Here is an 18,443-nt window from a genome sequence, read left to right on the forward strand (position 1 = left end):
CGGCGGCGGTTTGGGGGTGGGGCCATGAACCCGGTGCTGGAACCCTTGTTCCGGACGGTCAGGGCTACCCATCCCAAGGCTGACCTGCGCCTGATCGAGCGTGCCTACGACGTGGCCGCGTACCATCACCGCGATCAGAAGCGAAAGAGCGGCGACCCCTACATCACGCACCCGCTCGCCGTGGCCACGATCCTGGCTGAGCTCGGCACCGACGACGAGACCCTGTGCGCCGCGCTCCTCCACGACACCGTCGAGGACACCGCCTACGGCCTGGAGGAGCTGCGCGGCGACTTCGGCGACACGATCGGCTCGCTGGTCGACGGCGTCACCAAGCTGGACAAGGTCAAGTTCGGGGACGCCGCGCAGGCCGAGACCGTGCGCAAGATGGTCGTGGCCATGTCGCGCGACATCCGCGTGCTGATCATCAAGCTGGCCGACCGCCTCCACAACATGCGCACGATGCGCTACCTGCCCGAGCACAAGCGGCAGCAGAAGTCCCGCGAGACGCTGGAGATCTTCGCGCCGCTCGCCCACCGCCTGGGCATGAACACGATCAAGTGGGAGCTGGAAGACCTCGCCTTCGCGATGCTCTACCCCAAGCGCTACGACGAGATCGCGCGCATGGTGTCGGAGCGCGCGCCGCGCCGCGACCTGTTCCTGCAGGAGGTCATCGAGAAGGTCTCCGGCGACCTGCGCGAGGCCAAGATCCGCGCGGTGGTCAAGGGCCGGCCCAAGCACTACTACTCCGTCTACCAGAAGATGATCGCCAGGGATGTCGCCTTCGACGACATCTACGACCTGGTGGGCATCCGCGTGCTCGTCGACAGCGTGCGCGACTGCTATGCGGCCCTCGGAACGATCCACGCGCGATGGAACCCGGTGCCCGGCCGGTTCAAGGACTACATCGCGATGCCCAAGTTCAACATGTACCAGTCGCTGCACACCACGGTGATCGGCCCCGAGGGCAAGCCCGTCGAGCTGCAGATCCGCACCCACGCCATGCACCATCGCGCCGAGTACGGCGTGGCCGCCCACTGGAAGTACAAGGAGGAGGTCGGCGCCACCGCCCCGCCCGGCAAGGTCAAGCCGGGCAGCGACATGGCCTGGCTGCGCCAGCTCCTCGACTGGCAGAAGGAGACCTCCGACCCGGGCGAGTTCCTGGAGTCGCTCCGCTTCGACCTGTCGGTCTCCGAGGTCTACGTCTTCACCCCGCGCGGTCAGGTCGTGGCGCTGCCTGAGGGCGCGACCCCGGTCGACTTCGCCTACGCCGTCCACACCGAGGTCGGCCACCGATGTATCGGCGCCCGCGTCAACGGCCGCCTCGTGCCGCTGGAGTCGCGGCTGGGCAACGGCGACACCGTCGAGATCTTCACCTCGAAGTCGCCCGACGCCGGCCCGTCGCGCGACTGGCTGAAGTTCGTCAAGTCCGGCCGTGCCCGCAACAAGATCCGGCAGTGGTTCTCCAAGGAGCGCCGCGAGACCGCGATCGAGGCCGGCAAGGAGGCCATCGGCCGTGCCATGCGCAAGCAGGGCCTGCCGCTGCAGCGCCTGATGTCCGGCGAGGCGCTGCTGGCGCTGTCGCGCGACCTGCGCTACCCCGACGTCTCCGCCCTCTACGCCGCCGTCGGCGAGGGCCACATCGCCGCCCAGTCGGTCGTGCAGAAGCTCGTGGCCTCCATCGGCGGCGTCGAGAGCGCCGAGGAGGACATCGCCGAGACCTCGCTGCCCACCCGCCTCAAGGGCCGCCCGCGCGGCGGCGGTGGGGCCGGTGTGGTCGTGGCGGGCGACGCCGACGTGTGGGTACGCCTGTCCAAATGCTGCACCCCCGTGCCGGGAGACGAGATCGTCGGCTTCGTCACCCGCGGCCACGGCGTCTCGGTGCACCGGGCCGACTGCACCAACGTCCAGCAGCTGAAGGAGCAGCCGGACCGGCTCGTCGAGGTCAGCTGGTCGCCCAGCGAGGACTCGGTCTTCCTGGTGGCCATCCAGGTGGAGGCGCTCGATCGGCCCCGCCTGCTGTCCGACGTCACCCGCACCCTGTCCGACCAGCACGTCAACATCCTGTCCGCGTCCGTGACCACGTCGCGTGACCGGGTGGCGATCAGCAAGTTCACCTTCGAGATGGGCGACCCCAAGCACCTGGGGCACGTGCTGAAGGCGGTCCGCAGCATCCAGGGCGTCTTCGACGTCTACCGCGTCAGCGGCGCCGGCAGCTGACCTCTCTTCTGGTACGGCCCGGACGGGAACCACGAGCGCTTCGGTGGAGCGGCGCCTCACCCCGGGGCGGCGCCTGAGCCCTTGGGCAGGGCTCGGCGCGCCTGCGGGTTTCCATGGCCGTTCTGGGGATGTTCAGGCCGCTTCGGAGGGCAAGGGGAGCGGGGCCGTACCTCCTAGTCGGGCAGGAGGGGGACGGCGGGGTCGTCGTCGCGGCCGAGGAGGACGGCGCGCGTCACGGCGGCGGAGCCGAAGCGCAGGCGGAGCGAGTCGACCGTCGTGTCCAGGGCGCGCGGCTCGTCGAAGGGCAGGGCGAGCTGCAGGGCGGCGCAGTCGCTGAGGTTGGTGAGCGCGAAGCCCACCAGCGTGATGCCGCGCTCGTCGATCAGGGGCGCGGCGGCGGCCAGGAGGCGGCGGGCGGTCGCCAGCAGGGGCGCGGTCTCGTCGGTGGCCTGCGGGACGGTGTGGGAGCGGGTGACCCGGGTGAAGTCCTCGAAGCGCAGCCGCAGGACCACCGTGCGGGCGCTGCGGCCCGCGGCGCGCAGGCGGCGCGCGACGCGGTCGATCAGGCCGACGGTGATGGCGTCGAGCTCGCCGCGGGTACGCCGGGTGCGGCCCAGGGCGCGCTGGGCGCCGATGGAGCGTCGCCGGCGGCCCGTCCGCACGGGGCGCGGGTCGTGGTTGAGCGCGAGGGCGAGCAGGTGGCGTCCGGCGGCGGGGCCGAGGCGGGCGGTCAGCGTGGACTCGCGCAGGGCGGCCACCTCGCCCACGGTGGTGATGCCCAGGGCGTGGAGCTTGCGGGCGGTGACGGGGCCCACGCCCCACAGGCGCTCGACCGGCAGCGGATGGAGGAAGTCCAGCTCTCCGTCCGGCGGGACGACGAGCAGGCCGTCGGGCTTGGCGACGCCGCTGGCCACCTTGGCCAGGAACTTGGTGCGGGCCACCCCGACGGTGATGGGCAGGCCCACCTGCTCGCGTACGTCGCGGCGGAGCTTGGCGGCGATGCGGTCCGGCGGCCCGGAGATCTCGCGCAGGCCGCCGACGTCGAGGAAGGCCTCGTCGATGGACAGGCCCTCGACCAGGGGCGTGGTGCGCTCGAAGACGTCGAAGACGGCCTTGCTGGCCGCGGAGTAGGCGGACATGCGGGGCTCGACCACGATCGCGCCCGGGCACAGGCGGCGGGCCTGGCCGCCGCTCATCGCGGTGCGGACCCCGCAGGCCTTGGCCTCGTAGCTGGCCGCCAGGACCACGCCGCCGCCGACGATGACCGGACGGCCACGCAGGCCCGGGTCGTCACGCTGCTCGACCGAGGCGTAGAAGGCGTCGAGGTCGGCGTGGAGGATCGTCGCTTCGCTCACGAACACATGTTCGCATGGAAGGTACGATCAGGGCTACCGCAGGCCGGGCAGGTTGACGACGATGGCCTCCTGGGTGCTGCGGGCGATGACCACCACGGCCTCCCGCGAGGGGTCGGGGTTCTCCTCGCGGTGCGGCACGAACGGCGGCACGTAGATGTAGTCACCGGCCTTGGCCTCGATGCGCACCTCCTCCCCGCCGTCGGGGTCGAGGAAGACGAAGCACGGGGTGCCGCTGACGACGTAGATGGCGGTCTCGGACTCGCCGTGGTGGTGGTCGGCCGAGGCCGTGGACGGGGCGACGTGCGTCTGCCCCATCCACAGGCGGCTGGAGCCCACGGAGGCGCCGCTGACGGCGGCCAGGCGGCGCATGCCCCCGCTCTGCGCGGTGTCGGCCGTCAGCAGGCCGGGGACGATGTGGTGGAGCTTGCGGTGGAAGGCGTCCATGGCGGCCACCTTCTCACGCGCTCAGACCTCGACGCCGTTGACGAAGACCTTGCGCAGCCGCAGGCCGTCGGTGAACGCGATCTTGTCGGGCCCGGTGATCCCGGTGAAGCGGCACCTGTCCAGGCGCACGTCCGTGAGGTGGTCGGTTTCGAGGCCGACGAGGTTGAGCACGGCGTCGGCACCGTCGATGCGGGTGTCGCGCATGGTGATGTTCCGCACCGACACCGGCAGGGTTCCCGGATCGGTGCTCGCGTAGTTCATGTTGACGAAGATGATCTCCCGGTCCACCCCGGAGCCGGTGAAGCCGCGGACGTGGACGCCGTCGACGTACGCGCCGCGCTTCTTGCTGGCCTTGATGTAGACGGGGTACTTGACCGGGTGGTTGCCGGGGAAGGCGGGGGAGTTGACGACACAGCGCTCGGCGAAGACGTGGCGCACGCCGCCGGACATCTCGCTGCCGACGGTGATGCCGCCCCAGCGTCCGGAGAACAGGCAGTCCTGGACGACGATGTTCTCGCTGGGCACGCCGACCCGGCGGCCGTCGGCGTCGCGGCCGGACTTGACGGCCACGCAGTCGTCGTTGGTGTTGAAGCGGCAGTCGTGGATGTGCACATAGGAGGAGGCTTCGGGGTCGCAGCCGTCGGTGTTGTAGAGCGTGCTGACGACGGTGATGCGGCGGATGGTGATATTTCGTGAAAGGACCGGGTTCACCGTCCACATCGCCGGCTCCAGGATCGTCACATCCGAGACCAGGACGTTCTCGCACTGGACGAACTGGATCATCGCCGGGCGTAAGTAGTGCCCGGCGCCGAAGACCCGTTGCTCCACCGGCACGCCGTCGTCGCCCATCCTCCGCAGGGCGCGCTGGTCCGCGCCCTGCGGGCCGCCGCCGGCGTACCAGCTCTCCCAGGGGCCCTGGCGGGCCTGGCCGTCCAGGGTGCCCTTGCCCGTGATGGCGACGTCGCGCTGGCCGCGGGCGTAGATGAAGGGGGAGTAGTTGTAGCACTCGGTCCCCTCCCAGCGGGTGAAGACCACCGGCAGGTAGGCGTTCGGATCGGTGCTGAAGGCGATCGTGGCGCCCTCCGAGACGTGCAGCTCGACGCCGCTGCGCAGGTGGACGGCCCCGGTCAGGAACCGTCCCGGGGGTACGAGCACGCGCCCGCCGCCCGCGCGGTGGCACGCGGCGATGGCCCGGCGGAAGGCGGTGGTGCAGTCGGTGACGCCGTCGCCGACGGCGCCGAAGGCGGTGATGTCCCACCTCCTGGCGGGGAAGCGGGGTGGTCTGATCCTGCGGAGAATGTGAGGTACTCGGTGCCATGGGTCCGATGAATCGGCATGTGCCGTATCCGGAATCATGCTGACAGCGCCGAGAAGCAAGACAGAACGTCGTGAAGGCATCAGTCCTCCACCAGAAGGGGTCGGATGTCTGGAGCCTAAATCACATTCGCTTCGTGAGGAAGTTAATTCGGCGGGAGCGCACGAAAACGCCGGCCGGAAGTGACCGGCCGGCGTTCGTCGTGGCGACGCTCAGCTGAACTCGGCGAGCGTGCGCTCGGCCTCCTCCAGCCAGGAACGGCGGGCCGTCAGGGCCTCCTCGGCCTCCTTGACGTCCTTGGCCCGGCCGGCGGCCTCGGCCTTGGCCAGGCGCTTCTCCAACTGCTCGATGGAGGTGCGGAGCTGGTCGACGGTGCTCTGGGCACGGGCGCGGGCCTCGGGGTTGGAGCGCTTCCACTCCGCGTCCTCGGCCTTACGCACGGCTTCGTCGATCTTGCGCAGCCCGCCCTCCAGCCGGTCGCGCTGCTCGCGCGGCACGGGACCGACGGCCTCCCAGCGCTCCAGCATGTGGCGCAGCGCGCCGCGGGCGGCCCGCGCGTCGGTGACCGGGAGGATCTTCTCGGCCTCGACGAGCAGCACCTCCTTGGCCTCCGCGTTGGCCGCGAGCGACGCGTCCCGCTCGGCGAAGACGGCGGAGCGGGCCTGGAAGAACACGTCCTGCGCGGCCTTGAAGCGGGCCCACAGCTCGTCCTCGGCGTCGCGGGAGGCCCGTCCGGCCGACTTCCAGCGCTGCATCAGCTCGCGGTAGACCGAGGCGGTGGGGCCCCAGTCGGTGGACTCCGCCAGCGCCTCCGCCTCGGCGACGATGCGCTCCTTCTCGGCGCGCACGCCTTCGCGCTGCTCGTCGAGCCCGGCGAAGTAGGTCTTGCGGCGCTTGGCGAAGGCCGTGCGGGCGGCGGACAGCCGCTTCCACAGGCCGGCCTCGGTGGCGCGGTCGATGCGGTCGGCGGCCTTCCACTCCTCGACGAGCTGGCGAAGCCGCTCGCCGCCGGACTTCCAGTGGGTGGTCTCCTCGGCGATGCGCTCGGCCTCGGCGACGATGCGCTCCTTGACCGCCTTGGCCTCGACGCGCGCGTGCTCACGGGCGGCCTTGACCTCCTCGCGGCGGTGCGCGACCAGCTCCGACAGCCCGTCGAGGCGGGCGGTCAGCGCGGCCAGGTCGCCGATGGCGTGGGCGTCGGCGACGGCCTCGCGCAGCTTGACGATGCTGGCCTCGGCCTGGGCCGGCGCCAGGTCGGTGCCCTTGAGCCGCTGCTCCAGCAGCTGCACCTGCCCGGCCAGCTCGTCGTACTTGCGATGGAAGTAGGCCAGCGCTTCCTCGGGTTCACCGGCCTGCCAGGAGCCGACGGCCCGCTCTCCCTCAGCCGTACGCACGTAGACGGTGCCGTCGTCGTCTACCCGGCCCCACGGGTCGGTGCTCACCGTGTCCTCCCGCACTTTCCATCAGACCCTTCGGGACTACCCGTCCCTAGTTGTATTACGTCAGCTCTTGCCAGAGATTGTCACGTCTTTGAGTTGGAGGGTTTCCTTGGGCGCTCCCGTTCCGTCCGGACCCGGCGTGATAACGCCCGCCTTGTTCACCTTGTCGAGAATGTCGAGCCCCTTGGTGATCGTACCGACTGGCGTGTAATCCGGGGTGAGTCCGATGTCGCCGTATACCAGGAAGAACTGGCTTCCGGTGGACCCGGGCGCGCTCGTCTTGGCCATGGCCATCACACCGCGCTTGTAGGCGGCGCCCTTGAGGTTCTCCTCGGCCATCACGTAGCCGGGGCCGCCCATGCCGTCGGTCTGGCTCTTGCCGTCGGCCTTGGCCGTCGGGTCGCCGCACTGCAACATCGGGAACTTCTCGTTGCCCAGCCGGTGGCACTTGCTGCCGTCGTAGTAGTTCTTCTTCGCCAGGAACTCCAGCGAGTTGACGGTGCACGGCGCGGCGGCGTTGTTCAGCTCCACCTGGATGTCGCCCTGGTTCGTGGCGAACGTCAGCGTCTTGGTCGCCGGCTTCACGCTCGCCTTGGCCGGAGGCATGCCGACATCCTTCACGTTCCCATTCTTGTCGGCCACATAGCCGCACTTGCCGGTCTTCGGGTCGAACGGCGCGGCCGCCGCGACCTGACTCGGCGAGGTGCTCGGCTGGGCCGAGTCCGAAGCCGCCGGCGTGGGCGAGGCCGCCGCCTCCGTGCCTGGCTCCCCGTTGAACAGGGCCACGGCGGCGACGATGCCGCCGACCACTACGACGACGCCTATGCTGGAGCCGATGATCGCAGTGCGCTTGTTACGCTGCTCGCGCTCGATGCGGCGCTGCATCTGCCGCTCGTAGTGCTCACGAGCCAGCTGCTTCTGCCGGTCCTTCCCCGTGGCCACCGCTTTGCCTCCCATAGTCAATCAACTGAGGTGGGCGAATCGTATCGGCCAATGGGTAATGGTTCGCAGCCCGGCGACCCGCACCGGTACCCTTCGGTTACATTCCCATTGGCTTTTTCAACGAGATCAGCTGAGGCAGATGCTCATCGCAGGGTTCCCCGCAGGGGCCTTCCAGACCAACTGTTACGTCGTCGCGCCCGCCGCCGGCGAGGAATGTGTGATCGTCGACCCTGGTCAGGACGCCGTGGAGGGCGTAGACGAGTTGCTGCGCGAGCACCGGCTGAAGCCGGTCGCGGTCGTGCTGACCCACGGGCACCTCGACCACGTCTGGTCCGTGGCCCCGGTGTGCGGCGCGCGTGACATTCCCGCGTGGATCCACCCGGAAGACCGCGATCTGCTGAGCGATCCCGCCAAGGGCTGGTCCGAGACCTCCGCGCAGCTGTTCGGCGGCATCACGCTGAGCGAGCCGGACGACGTGAAGGAGCTGTCCGACGGCGCCGTGCTGAAGCTGGCCGGACTGGAGCTCGTCGTGGACCACACCCCCGGCCATACCAGGGGGTCGGTGAGCTTCCGGCTGCCCGAGGACGAGATCATGTTCTCCGGTGACCTGCTGTTCGCCGGCTCCATCGGCCGCACCGACCTGCCGGGCGGCGACTATCCGACGATCCTGCGCAGCCTGGCCGCCAAGTGCCTGCCGCTGCCTGATGAGACGATCGTCCTGCCGGGCCACGGACCACAGACCACGATCGGCCGCGAGCGCGCCACCAATCCTTACCTCAAGGAAGCAGCGCCGCACGCCGGTCCCACCCGAGGGATCTAATGAGCTTCCAAGCACCAAAGGGCGTCAAGGAGTACGTTCCTCCGCAGGCCTCGACCTTCTACGCCATCCGCCAGGCGTTCGCCGAGACCGCCAGGCGCGCCGGCTACTCCTACCTGGAGACCGCGGTCTTCGAGGACACTCAACTGTTCGCCCGCGGCGTCGGCGAGTCCACCGACGTCGTCAGCAAGGAGATGTACACCTTCACCGACCGCGGCGGCCGCTCGCTCACGCTGCGCCCCGAGTTCACCGCCGGAGTGCTGCGCGCGGTCCTGGAGTACGGCCTGCACCGCGGACAACTTCCGGTCAAGGTCTGGACCGGCGGCCCGGTCTTCCGCGCCGAGGCGCCGCAGGAGGGCCGCTACCGGCAGTTCTACCAGCTCGACCTGGAGGCCGTCGGCACCGAGGACCCGGCCGTCGACGCCGAGACCATCGCGCTGGCCTGGCAGTGGTACACCGCGCTCGGCCTGACCCAGGTGCGCCTGCTGCTCAACTCGCTGGGCTGCGCCGAGTGCCGTCCGCTCTACCGCACCCGACTGCAGGACTTCCTGCGCGGCCTCGACCTCGACGAGGCCACCCGCGCCCGGATCGAGATCAACCCGCTGCGCGTGCTCGACGACAAGCGGCCCGAGGTGCGCGAGCAGCTTGAGGACGCGCCGCTCATCGGCGACCACCTGTGCGCCGGCTGCAAGGCCTACCACGACCGCGTCAAGCAGCACCTGGCCGACCTGGACATCCCGTGGCAGGACGACCCCAGGATGGTGCGCGGCCTCGACTACTACACCCGCACCACCTTCGAGTTCGAGCACCCGCTGCTGGGCGCGCAGTCCGGCATCGGCGGCGGCGGCCGCTACGACGGCCTGTCGGAGGCCATCGGCGGGCCGCGGCTGCCCGGCATCGGCTTCGGGCTCGGCCTGGACCGCACCGTCATCGCCCTCGGCCGCGAGGGCATCGAGCTCGCCACCCCGCCGCGCTGCGAGGTGTACGGTGTGGCGCTGGGTGACGAGGCCGCCCGGACCATGTTCAAGCTCCTCGGCGACCTGCGCGCGGCGGGCGTCGCCGCCGACATGTCCTTCGGCGGCAAGGGGCTCAAGGGTGCGATGAAGGGCGCGGACCGCTCCGGCGCCCGCTTCGCGCTGATCCTGGGCGAGCGTGACCTGGCGGCGCGAGCCGTACAACTGAAAGACCTGACCACCGCTGAGCAGACCGAGGTGCCGCTGGCCCAGGTCGTGGACGTTCTGAAGGGGAAAGTGCAGTGATCCGCACGCATAAGGCCGGGGAGCTCCGCAAGGAGCACGCCGGGCAGCAGGTGACGCTCGCAGGATGGGTGGCCCGGCGCCGCGACCACGGCGGCGTGGTCTTCATCGACCTGCGTGACGCCTCCGGCTCGGCCCAGGTGGTCTTCCGCGAGGAGGACCACGCCCACGACCTGCGCGCCGAGTACTGCGTGAAGGTGGTCGGCGAGGTACGCGTGCGGCCCGAGGGCAACGCCAACCCCGAGCTGCCCACCGGCGACATCGAGGTCGTCGCCACCCAGGTCGAGGTGCTCAGCGAGTCGGCGCCGCTGCCCTTCCCCATCGAGGGCAACACCGGGGTGTCGGAGGAGGCGCGGCTGAAGTACCGCTACCTCGACATCCGCCGCCAGCAGGTCGGCAACGCCATGCGGGTGCGCTCCAAGGCCACCTTCCTGGCCAACCAGGTCATGGACGAGCTCGGCTTCGTCTACGTCGAGACGCCCACGCTCACCCGCTCCACCCCCGAGGGCGCCCGCGACTTCCTGGTGCCGGTGCGCCTGCAGCCGTCCAACTGGTACGCGCTGCCGCAGTCGCCCCAGCTGTTCAAGCAGCTCCTGCAGGTGGCCGGCCTCGAGCGCTACTACCAGCTGGCCAAGTGCTACCGCGACGAGGACCTGCGGGCCGACCGGCAGCCGGAGTTCACCCAGATCGACATCGAGATGTCCTTCGTCGACCAGGAGGACGTCATCGCCGTCGGCGAGGCGCTGATCGGCCGCGTGTGGAAGGAGATCCTCGGCTACGAGATCCCCGCCCCGCTGCCGCGGATGACCTACGCCGACGCGATGGCCCGCTACGGCTCCGACAAGCCCGACCTGCGCTTCGGCCAGGAGCTGGTCGACGTCACCGCGTACTTCGCCGACACCACGTTCCGCGTCTTCCAGGCCGACTACGTGGGCGCGGTCGTCATGCCGGGCGGCGCCTCCCAGACCCGCAAGGAGCTCGACGGCTGGCAGGACTGGGCCAAGTCGCGCGGCGCCAGGGGCCTGGCCTACGTGCTGGTCCAGGAGGACGGCACGCTCGGCGGCCCGGTGGCCAAGAACCTCTCGCAGCAGGAGCAGGACGGGCTCGCGGCCTTCGTCAAGGCGGCCCCCGGCGACGCGATCTTCTTCGCCGCCGGAGCCCGCAACTCCTCGCGCGACCTGCTCGGCGCCGCCCGCCTGGAGATCGGCCGCCGCTGCGACCTCATCGACCAGTCGCAGTGGGCCTTCCTCTGGGTCGTCGACGCCCCCATGTTCGAGGAGGACGGCGAGGGCGGCTGGACCGCGGTCCACCACCCCTTCACCGGTCCCAAGCCGGAGTACGCCGCCGACTTCCAGGACAAGCCGGGCGAAGCCCTGGCCTACGCCTACGACATGGTCTGCAACGGCATGGAGATCGGCGGCGGCTCGATCCGTATCCACCGGGCCGAGATGCAGCAGCGCGTCTTCGACGTGCTCGGCATCTCCAAGGAGGAGGCCGAGAGCAAGTTCGGCTTCCTGCTCGACGCCTTCCAGTACGGCCCGCCCCCGCACGGCGGCATCGCCTACGGCTGGGACCGCATCTGCATGCTGCTGTCCGGCGCCGAGTCGATCCGCGACGTGATCGCCTTCCCCAAGACGGCCTCCGGCTTCGACCCGCTCACCGGCGCCCCGACCGCCATCACGGCCGAGCAGCGCAAGGAAGCCGGCGTCGACGCCAAGCCCAAGGAGTAGCCGCGAGCGTGAGGTCCGCGTGAGATATGCCGATCTCGCCGCACCCAAGCCGCTGCGCCGCCACCAGCGACAGGCCCTGAACGAGCTGGAGGCGGCGTTCGCGGCCGGGCGGCGCCGGGCCTGGGTCGTGTTACCGCCCGGCACCGGCAAGACGCTCACGGGCCTGGAGGCGGCCAGAAGGCTGGGCGACCCGATCGTCGCCTTCGGCCCCAACACCGCCATCCAGGGCCAGTGGCTGGCCGAGTGGCGCGCCTTCGGCGAGAAGGCCCGCGCCGGCACCTCGCGCCTGCTCGGCGAGGACGTCACCGTCCTGACCTATCAGGCGCTGGCCAGCTTCGACCCCGACGCCGAGATCGACGAGGAGGGCGGCAGCCGGCCCTCCCACCTCGACCGGCTGCGCCCGGCGGGCCGCGAGCTGGTGGACCGCCTGGCCGCGCTCGGCCGGGTGACGCTGCTGCTCGACGAGTGCCACCACCTGCTGGACACCTGGGGCGAGCTGCTGGCCGAGGTCCTGCGGCGGCTGCCGGAGGCCGCCGTGATCGGGCTGACCGCGACCCCGCCCGACCGGCTCACGCCGGCGCAGGCCGAGCTGGTCGAGGAGCTGTTCGGGCCGGTGGTGCGCGGTCCGTCGATCCCGGCCGTGGTCCGCGAGGGCCACCTGGCCCCGTACGCGGAGCTGGCGTGGCTGACCTGCCCGACCGCGCACGAGCAGGCGTGGTTGGCCGCCGAGGCCGAGCGCTTCGCCGAGCTCACCACCGACCTGCTCGACCCCGGCTTCGCCACCCTGGGCTTCCTGCAGTGGCTCGACACCCGCCTCGTCCACCGCGGCGACGACGCGATGACCTGGCAGCGGCTCGAACGCCGCGAGCCCGCGCTGGCCGCCGCCGCGCTGCGCCTGCACCACGCCGGGCTGCTGCCCCTGCCGGAAGGCGCCCGCGTCCGTGAGGAACACCGCCACCGGCCCACGGCCGACGACTGGGTCTGCCTGCTCGACGACTACGTGCGCCGCTGCCTGCGGCGGAGCGGCGAGCCCGCGGACGCGGCGGCCGTCGAGGCGATCCGGCTGGCGCTGCCGTCGATCGGCTACCAGCTGACCGCGCGTGGCGTGCGGGCCGGCCGTACCCCGGTCGACCGGGTGGTGGCGCGCAGCGAGGCCAAGACGGTGGCGGTGGCGGAGATCCTGGCCGCCGAGCACGCCGCGCTGGGGGAGCGGATCCGCGCTCTGGTGCTGTGCGACCACGAGCGGGCCACCGCCACGCTGCCCGCGCGCCTGTCGGGCGTGCTGGACGAGCAGGCCGGGTCGGCCAGGCTGGTGCTGGAGACGCTGGCCGCCGACCCGCGTACCGGGCGGCTGCACCCCATGCTCGTCACCGGCCGCACGGTCGCCGCCCCGGCCGCGACGGCCGCGGCCTTCGCCGCGTTCTGCGCGGGTACGGCCCGCCTGGACCCGATCCCGCCCAGCGCGCAGGGCGTGGTCGAGGTGACCGGCTCCTGGAACAGCCGCGCCTGGGTCGCCCTCGCCACCCGCTTCCTGGAGTCCGGCGGCTGCTCGATCCTGGTCGGCACCCGGGCGATGCTCGGCGAGGGCTGGGACGCCAAGGGCGTCAACACGGTCGTCGACCTCACCGAGGCCACGACGGCCGGCGCGGTCGTGCAGATGCGCGGGCGCGGGCTGCGCGCCGACCCGTCCTGGCCGGAGAAGGTGGCCAACACCTGGTCCGTGGTGTGCGTCAGCGCCGAGCACCCCAAGGGGTCGGCGGACTGGGAGCGGTTCGTCCGCAAGCACGAGGGCTACTTCGGGCTGACCGACTCCGGCACGATCGCCGCCGGGGTCGCGCACGTGCATCCCGAGCTGTCGCCCTACGCGCCGCCTCCGGTGTCCGGCTTCGACCGGTTCAACGTGTCGATGCTGGAGCGGGCGGCCGACCGGGCCAGGGTGCGGGAGCTGTGGCGGGTCGGCTCGCCGTACGAGGACCTGCCGGTGCACAGCCTGCGCGTCGAGCCCGCCCGCGCCGCCGCCCGCCCGGCGGTGAGCCGTCCCGAGCCGCCGCGCGCGGTGCCCGCCGAACGCGGCATCAGCCCCCGCCCCCGTCTCGATCGCCGCCCGCACCTGCTCGCGGGCGCCGCCGGGTGGGTGGCGGGCACCGCCGCCTGGCTCGCCGCGGGGTTGGCCGAGGTGCCCGCCGTCATGGTCGCCGACGCGCTCCCGCTGGCGCTACCCGGCGGGCTGCCGCTCGGCGCCGCCGCCTTCCTCCTGGTACGCCGCGCCCGCCGCGCCACCGCGGGACAGGCGGCGTTGCGCGAGGTGGCGGGGCAGTTCGACCTGCCCGCGATCGCCTGTGCCGTGGCCGACGCCCTGCACGCGGCCGGGCAGGTGCCCGAGGGCGCGCGGGGGGTGCACGTGGAACCGGACGGCGCCGGCGCCTACTGGATCGAGCTGCGCGGTGTCCCGGAGGCCGCCTCGCGGCGCTTCAGCCTCGCGCTGGACGAGGTGCTGACCGCGCCGGTCGCGCCGCGCTACCTGGTGCCCCGGTACCTGGTCGAGCCGGGACGCCGGCAGGGGCGGGCGCTCATGGCGGGCCGCCCGGAGCCGAACGCGGTCGTCCACCACGCGGTGCCCGAGGTCCTCGGCGAACGCAGGAAGGACGCGCAGGCGTTCGCGCAGGCGTGGAACCGCTGGGTCAGCCTCGGCGAGCCGGTCTACACCCGCTCACCGGAAGGGGCGGGGATCCTGGCCGCGCAGGCGGGCGGCTCGCCGCTGGACGTCGCCACCGCCCTGCGCGTCACCTGGCGCTGAGCACGGTCTCCTGGGCACAGCCCGGCGATGGGCACGATCCGGCGCTGGGCACTGTCCGGCGGTGAGCACTGTCCGGCGCTGGGCACGATCCGGCGGTGAGCACGGCCCCGCCCGCCGCGGTTCCGATCGGCGGGCGGTAGCCGTACCGGCGATCAGAAGCGGACGGGAAGGCGTGACAGGCCCCGCACCACCGAGCCCGGCGGCCGCCACGCCAGCTCCTCCTGCGCGCAGTCCAGCGCGAGGCCGGGCAGGCGGGCCAGCAGCGTGCCGATGGCGATCCGCCCCTCCAGGCGGGCCAGCGGCGCGCCCAGGCAGAAGTGGATGCCGTGGCCGAAGGCGAGGTGGCGGTTGTCGCGGCGGGTGATGTCGAGCTCCCGCGGCGCGGAGACGGCGGCGGGGTCGCGGCCCGCGGCGCCCAGCGAGATGTGCACCATCGCGCCGCGCGGCACCGCCACCCCGGCGATCTCCATGTCCTCGGCGGCGAAGCGGGGAGTGGAGCGCTCGACCGGCCCGTCGAAGCGCAGGAACTCCTCGATCGCGTCCGGCAGCAGCTCCGGCTCGCCGCGCAGCAGCGCGAGCTGGTCGGGGTCGCGCAGCAGGGCCAGCATGCCGTTGCCGATGAGGTTGACCGTCGTCTCGTGCCCGGCGATCAGCAGCAGCGTGAGCGTGGACAGCAGCTCGCGCTCGTCCAGGTCGCCGCCGTTGGCCAGGGCGCTGACCAGGTCCTCGCGCGGATCGGCGCGCCGCTCGGCGACCAGGCGCGCGAAGTAGGCGTGCGTGTCGCGGGCCGCCTGCTGCCGCACCTTGGTGCCCTCGGGGTCGAAGCTGGGGTTGACCAGCCGCCCCGACCATTCGCGAAACAGCTCGCGGTCCTCGGCGGGCACGCCGAGCAGCTCGCAGATGACGATGATCGGCAGCGGGAAGGCGAACTCGCCGATCAGCTCCGCGCTGCCGTTCATCTCCATGGCGTCGATGAGCTCGTCGGTGATCTCCTGTACGCGCGGGCGCAGGGCCTCGACCCGCCGCGGCGTGAAGTCCTTGGCGACCACGCGGCGCAGGCGGGTGTGCTCGGGCGGGTCGACCTGGAGCATGTTCGACTGGAACAGCAGGTCGTTGGTGTCGGCGAGCTTGCGGAAGTAGTCGCCGAAGACCGTGATGTCCTTCGACAGCCTGGGGTCGTTGAGCGCGGCGCGCCCGACTTCGTGGTCGATGATCAGGAAGGCGTCCATCCCGGGCGGGAAGTCGATCGGATGGACGGGACCCCCGGCGCGCAGGCCGTCGTAGGCGGTGTAGGGGTCGCGGCTGAAGTCGGGAGCGAAAAGGAACTCGAACGGTAGTTTCTCCGGCACGGAGATCACCCTAGAACGCCACGGGCAGCGCGGAAAGCGAGCGCAGGATCGAGCCGCTCAGCCGCCACGAGAGCTCGTCCTCGCGGCAGCCGAGCCGCAGGTCCGGCAGGCGCTCCAGCAGCATGGCGAAGGCGACCTGTGCCTCCAGGCGGGCCAGCGGCGCGCCCAGGCAGAAGTGGATGCCGTGGCCGAAGGAGACGTGCCGGGTGTCCTGGCGGGCCACGTCGAGCCCGTCGGGGTGCGTGTTGGCGTGCGGGTCGCGGCCGGCGGCGCCGATGGAGACGTGGACGAAGGCGCCCTTGCCGACCGGCGTTCCGGCGATCTCCAGGTCTTCGAGGGCGATTCTGAACGTGCCGCGTTCCACGGGCGCGTCGAAGCGCAGGAACTCCTCGACGGCGTTCGGCACCAGCTCGGGACGGCTCTTGAGCAGCGCGAACTGCTCCGGGTCGAGCAGCAGGGCCAGGGTGCCGTTGCCGATGAGGTTGACGGTCGTCTCGTGCCCGGCGATCAACAGGAGCGCCAGCGTGGACAGCAGCTCCTTGTCGTCGAGCTCGGGGCTGGTCACCAGCACGCTGACCAGGTCGTCGCCGGGGTCGGCGCGGCGCCCGGCGATCAGGTCGGCGAAGTAGGCGCGCAGCGACTCGGTGGCCCGCGCCCGCCTGGCCTGCTGCTCCTCGTTGATCGCGGGATCGACCAGCGCGCCCGACCATTCGCGGAACAGCTCGCGGTCCTCGACCGGTACGCCCATCAGCTCGCAGATGACGACGATCGGCAACGGGAAGGCGAAGTCGGAGATGAGCTCGGCCCGGCCCCGTCCCTCGATCCCGTCGAGGAGTTCGCCGGTGATCTGCTCGATCCTGGGCCGCAGTAGCTCGATGCGGCGCGGGGTGAAGGCCCGCTGAACGACCTTGCGCAGCCGCGTGTGGTCGGGAGGGTCCGACATGAGCATGTTGTCGGCGAGGATCGGATCGCTGACGCGGACCGCGTCGCGAAACCACTCGGGGCCGCTGTCGATGTCCTTGGACAGCCGCGGGTCGGCCAGCGCCGCCCGGCCGTGCTCGTAGTCGACCACCACGTACGCCTCGGCGCCCGGCGGGAAGTCGACCCGGTGGATCGGGCCCTTGGCGCGCAGCTCCGCGTACATCGGGTACGGGTTCGCGCTGAACTCGGGCGAGAAGAAGAACTCGAAAGGCAGGTTTTCCGGCATGCGGCCACTCCTTTGGGTCCAGATCCACTCTGGCTCCGCGGAAGCGGCCGATCAGCCGCTTGTGACGGGAATCACCATCACTTGGTGGACATCTTGACATCCTTGATGATGAAGGGGTTCTTCGGTGCCGTTGAGCCGCCGTCACCCGTGATGTCGTCCGGGTTGACGATGAAGCCCTCCTTGGACGCCTGGTCGATGATCTCGAGGCCGCTGGTCACCGTGCCCAGGATCGAGTAGGCCGGGTCGAGCTGCGTGTTCTCGTCCGACATCGAGATGGCGAACTGGCTGGAGTTCTGCCCCTGGGCGTCGGTGGGCTGGGTCAGGAAGACCACGCCGCGGGTGTACGGCATGGCCCCGGCGGCCTCGTCGCCGTAGACGTAGCCCGCGGTGCCCTGGCCGTCGGTGGGGTTCTTGCCGTCGGCCTTGGCCAGCGCGTCACCGCACTGCAGCAGGAACAGGCCCGAGTTCTCCGGCACCACCAGGCGGTGGCACTTGGTGTCGTCGTAGAAGTTCTTCTTGGCCAGGAACGCCATGGAGTTGACCGTGCACGGGGTGAACTTCGGGTCCACCTGGATCACGATGTCGCCGCGGTTCGTGACCACGGTCATCGTCTTGATCTTCAGGGAGTCGCCCGGCTTCTTGGGCGGGAACCCGACGAACTTCTTCGGGACGTCCTGCGTGTCCTTGGTGTACGTGCAGCTGATCGGGCCGGTCTTCGGCGTCATCGACGGCTCGGGCTCCGAGGAGGCGCTGGACGAAGGGGACGGCGAGGACGTCGCCGCGACCTTCTTGGCGTCGTCATCGCCGCCGCCGAGGAGGGTGGTGGCGGCGATGACGCCGCCGGCGACCAGGACCAGGGCCACACCGCCGCCGATGAGGGTGTTACGCCTGCCCTTGGCGTTTTCCCCAGCAGCACGCCGCGCCTGCCGCTCCTTGTGCTCTCGCGCCAGCTCGCTCTGGCGGTCGTCGCCGCTCACGGATATGTCCTCCATCTTTGCCGACACATGACCAAACAACTTCGCGAATGCTACCGGCCTCCCTTATGTGGTGTACGTAAGTGGCGGAAGGGACGGGAACCAGGTCCTTGCCTCATACGTAGTTGAAATGAGAACGGAGTGCTGCCATGTTCAACGAGATCCTCGGGCTCCCCGCCCACCCCCTGATCATCCATTTCGCCGTGGTGCTGACGCCGCTGCTCGTGGCCGTTTCCGTGGTCTACGTCGCGGTCTCGCGCTGGCGGCCCCAGCTGGCCTGGGCGGTGGTGGCCCTGTCGGTGCTGGCGCCCGGCGCGGTCTTCGCGGCCAGGCAGAGCGGTTTGGCGCTGAAGGAGGCCCGGTTCGCCACCGCCGACGGCGAGCTGGGTCAGCGCATCGCCACCCACGAGAGCTTCGCCACCCCGCTGCTGCTGTCCACGCTGGCCCTGGGCGCCCTGTCGTTGCTGCTGGTCTTCGCCGCCCGCAACAAGACCGTGGGCCTGGTCCTTTCCGCGCTCACGGTCGTGGCGGCGCTCGTGGCCGCGTACTACGTGTTCCGCGCCGGTGACTCGGGAGCGAGAGCGGTGTGGACCCTGTAGTC

General features: G+C 71.2%; 14 protein-coding genes. 6 read left to right on the forward strand and 8 right to left on the reverse strand.

Annotated features, from left to right (window positions below; genetic code table 11):
• The first annotated feature begins 24 nt into the window (after window positions 1-24).
• Window positions 25-2,217: a RelA/SpoT family protein gene (locus ACFWY5_RS32265; protein ID WP_379636404.1), complete on the forward strand. Its 2,193-nt coding sequence runs from the start codon at window positions 25-27 to the stop codon at window positions 2,215-2,217.
• 173 nt (window positions 2,218-2,390) lie between these two features.
• Here ACFWY5_RS32265 and dinB read toward each other — a convergent pair whose 3' ends face one another.
• The 5 genes from dinB to ACFWY5_RS32290 form a co-directional block, all read right to left on the reverse strand.
• Window positions 2,391-3,572, reverse strand: a complete 1,182-nt coding sequence (gene dinB / locus ACFWY5_RS32270) for a DNA polymerase IV (protein WP_379636406.1) — start codon at window positions 3,570-3,572, stop codon at window positions 2,391-2,393.
• 33 nt (window positions 3,573-3,605) lie between these two features.
• Window positions 3,606-4,016, reverse strand: a complete 411-nt coding sequence (locus ACFWY5_RS32275; protein WP_379622499.1) for a cupin domain-containing protein — start codon at window positions 4,014-4,016, stop codon at window positions 3,606-3,608.
• 21 nt (window positions 4,017-4,037) lie between these two features.
• Window positions 4,038-5,372, reverse strand: a complete 1,335-nt coding sequence (locus ACFWY5_RS32280; RefSeq protein ID WP_379636408.1) for a glycoside hydrolase family 28 protein — start codon at window positions 5,370-5,372, stop codon at window positions 4,038-4,040.
• A 171-nt stretch (window positions 5,373-5,543) separates the two neighbouring features.
• Entirely contained in the window at window positions 5,544-6,773 is a 1,230-nt protein-coding gene (locus ACFWY5_RS32285; RefSeq protein WP_379624685.1) for a DUF349 domain-containing protein, read from the reverse strand.
• A 60-nt stretch (window positions 6,774-6,833) separates the two neighbouring features.
• Window positions 6,834-7,712: a peptidylprolyl isomerase gene (locus tag ACFWY5_RS32290; protein ID WP_379636410.1), complete on the reverse strand. Its 879-nt coding sequence runs from the start codon at window positions 7,710-7,712 to the stop codon at window positions 6,834-6,836.
• A gap of 139 nt (window positions 7,713-7,851) precedes the next feature.
• Between ACFWY5_RS32290 and ACFWY5_RS32295 the strand changes: the two genes are divergently transcribed.
• The 4 genes from ACFWY5_RS32295 to ACFWY5_RS32310 are packed head-to-tail and all read left to right on the forward strand — an operon-like array spanning window position 7,852 to window position 14,312.
• Entirely contained in the window at window positions 7,852-8,532 is a 681-nt protein-coding gene (locus ACFWY5_RS32295) for an MBL fold metallo-hydrolase (RefSeq protein WP_379624689.1), read from the forward strand.
• Window positions 8,532-9,788, forward strand: coding sequence for a histidine--tRNA ligase (hisS, locus tag ACFWY5_RS32300; RefSeq protein WP_379636412.1), 1,257 nt, complete (start codon window positions 8,532-8,534; stop codon window positions 9,786-9,788). Before ACFWY5_RS32295 ends, hisS begins: the two co-directional genes overlap by 1 nt.
• Window positions 9,785-11,515, forward strand: coding sequence for an aspartate--tRNA ligase (gene aspS, locus ACFWY5_RS32305; RefSeq protein WP_379624693.1), 1,731 nt, complete (start codon window positions 9,785-9,787; stop codon window positions 11,513-11,515). The genes hisS and aspS overlap by 4 nt, the downstream gene beginning before the upstream one ends.
• Window positions 11,516-11,534: 19 nt before the next feature.
• Window positions 11,535-14,312, forward strand: a complete 2,778-nt coding sequence (locus ACFWY5_RS32310) for a DEAD/DEAH box helicase family protein (RefSeq protein ID WP_379636414.1) — start codon at window positions 11,535-11,537, stop codon at window positions 14,310-14,312.
• A 152-nt stretch (window positions 14,313-14,464) separates the two neighbouring features.
• Here the strand turns inward: ACFWY5_RS32310 and ACFWY5_RS32315 are convergent, their stop codons facing one another.
• From ACFWY5_RS32315 to ACFWY5_RS32325, 3 genes are all read right to left on the reverse strand, one after another.
• Complete coding sequence (locus ACFWY5_RS32315; protein ID WP_379636416.1) at window positions 14,465-15,661, reverse strand: cytochrome P450; 1,197 nt, start codon at window positions 15,659-15,661, stop codon at window positions 14,465-14,467.
• A 10-nt stretch (window positions 15,662-15,671) separates the two neighbouring features.
• On the reverse strand, window positions 15,672-16,868 hold the full coding sequence (locus ACFWY5_RS32320; RefSeq protein ID WP_379636418.1) for a cytochrome P450: 1,197 nt from the start codon (window positions 16,866-16,868) through the stop codon (window positions 15,672-15,674).
• A gap of 77 nt (window positions 16,869-16,945) precedes the next feature.
• Window positions 16,946-17,845, reverse strand: a complete 900-nt coding sequence (locus ACFWY5_RS32325; protein ID WP_379636420.1) for a peptidylprolyl isomerase — start codon at window positions 17,843-17,845, stop codon at window positions 16,946-16,948.
• 146 nt (window positions 17,846-17,991) lie between these two features.
• Here ACFWY5_RS32325 and ACFWY5_RS32330 point away from each other — a divergent pair, with 146 nt between their 5' ends.
• Window positions 17,992-18,441, forward strand: a complete 450-nt coding sequence (locus ACFWY5_RS32330; protein ID WP_379636422.1) for a DUF2231 domain-containing protein — start codon at window positions 17,992-17,994, stop codon at window positions 18,439-18,441.
• Window positions 18,442-18,443: the final 2 nt, after the last annotated feature.

Source organism: Nonomuraea sp. NPDC059007 (assembly GCF_042740555.1).
Taxonomy (GTDB): domain Bacteria; phylum Actinomycetota; class Actinomycetes; order Streptosporangiales; family Streptosporangiaceae; genus Nonomuraea.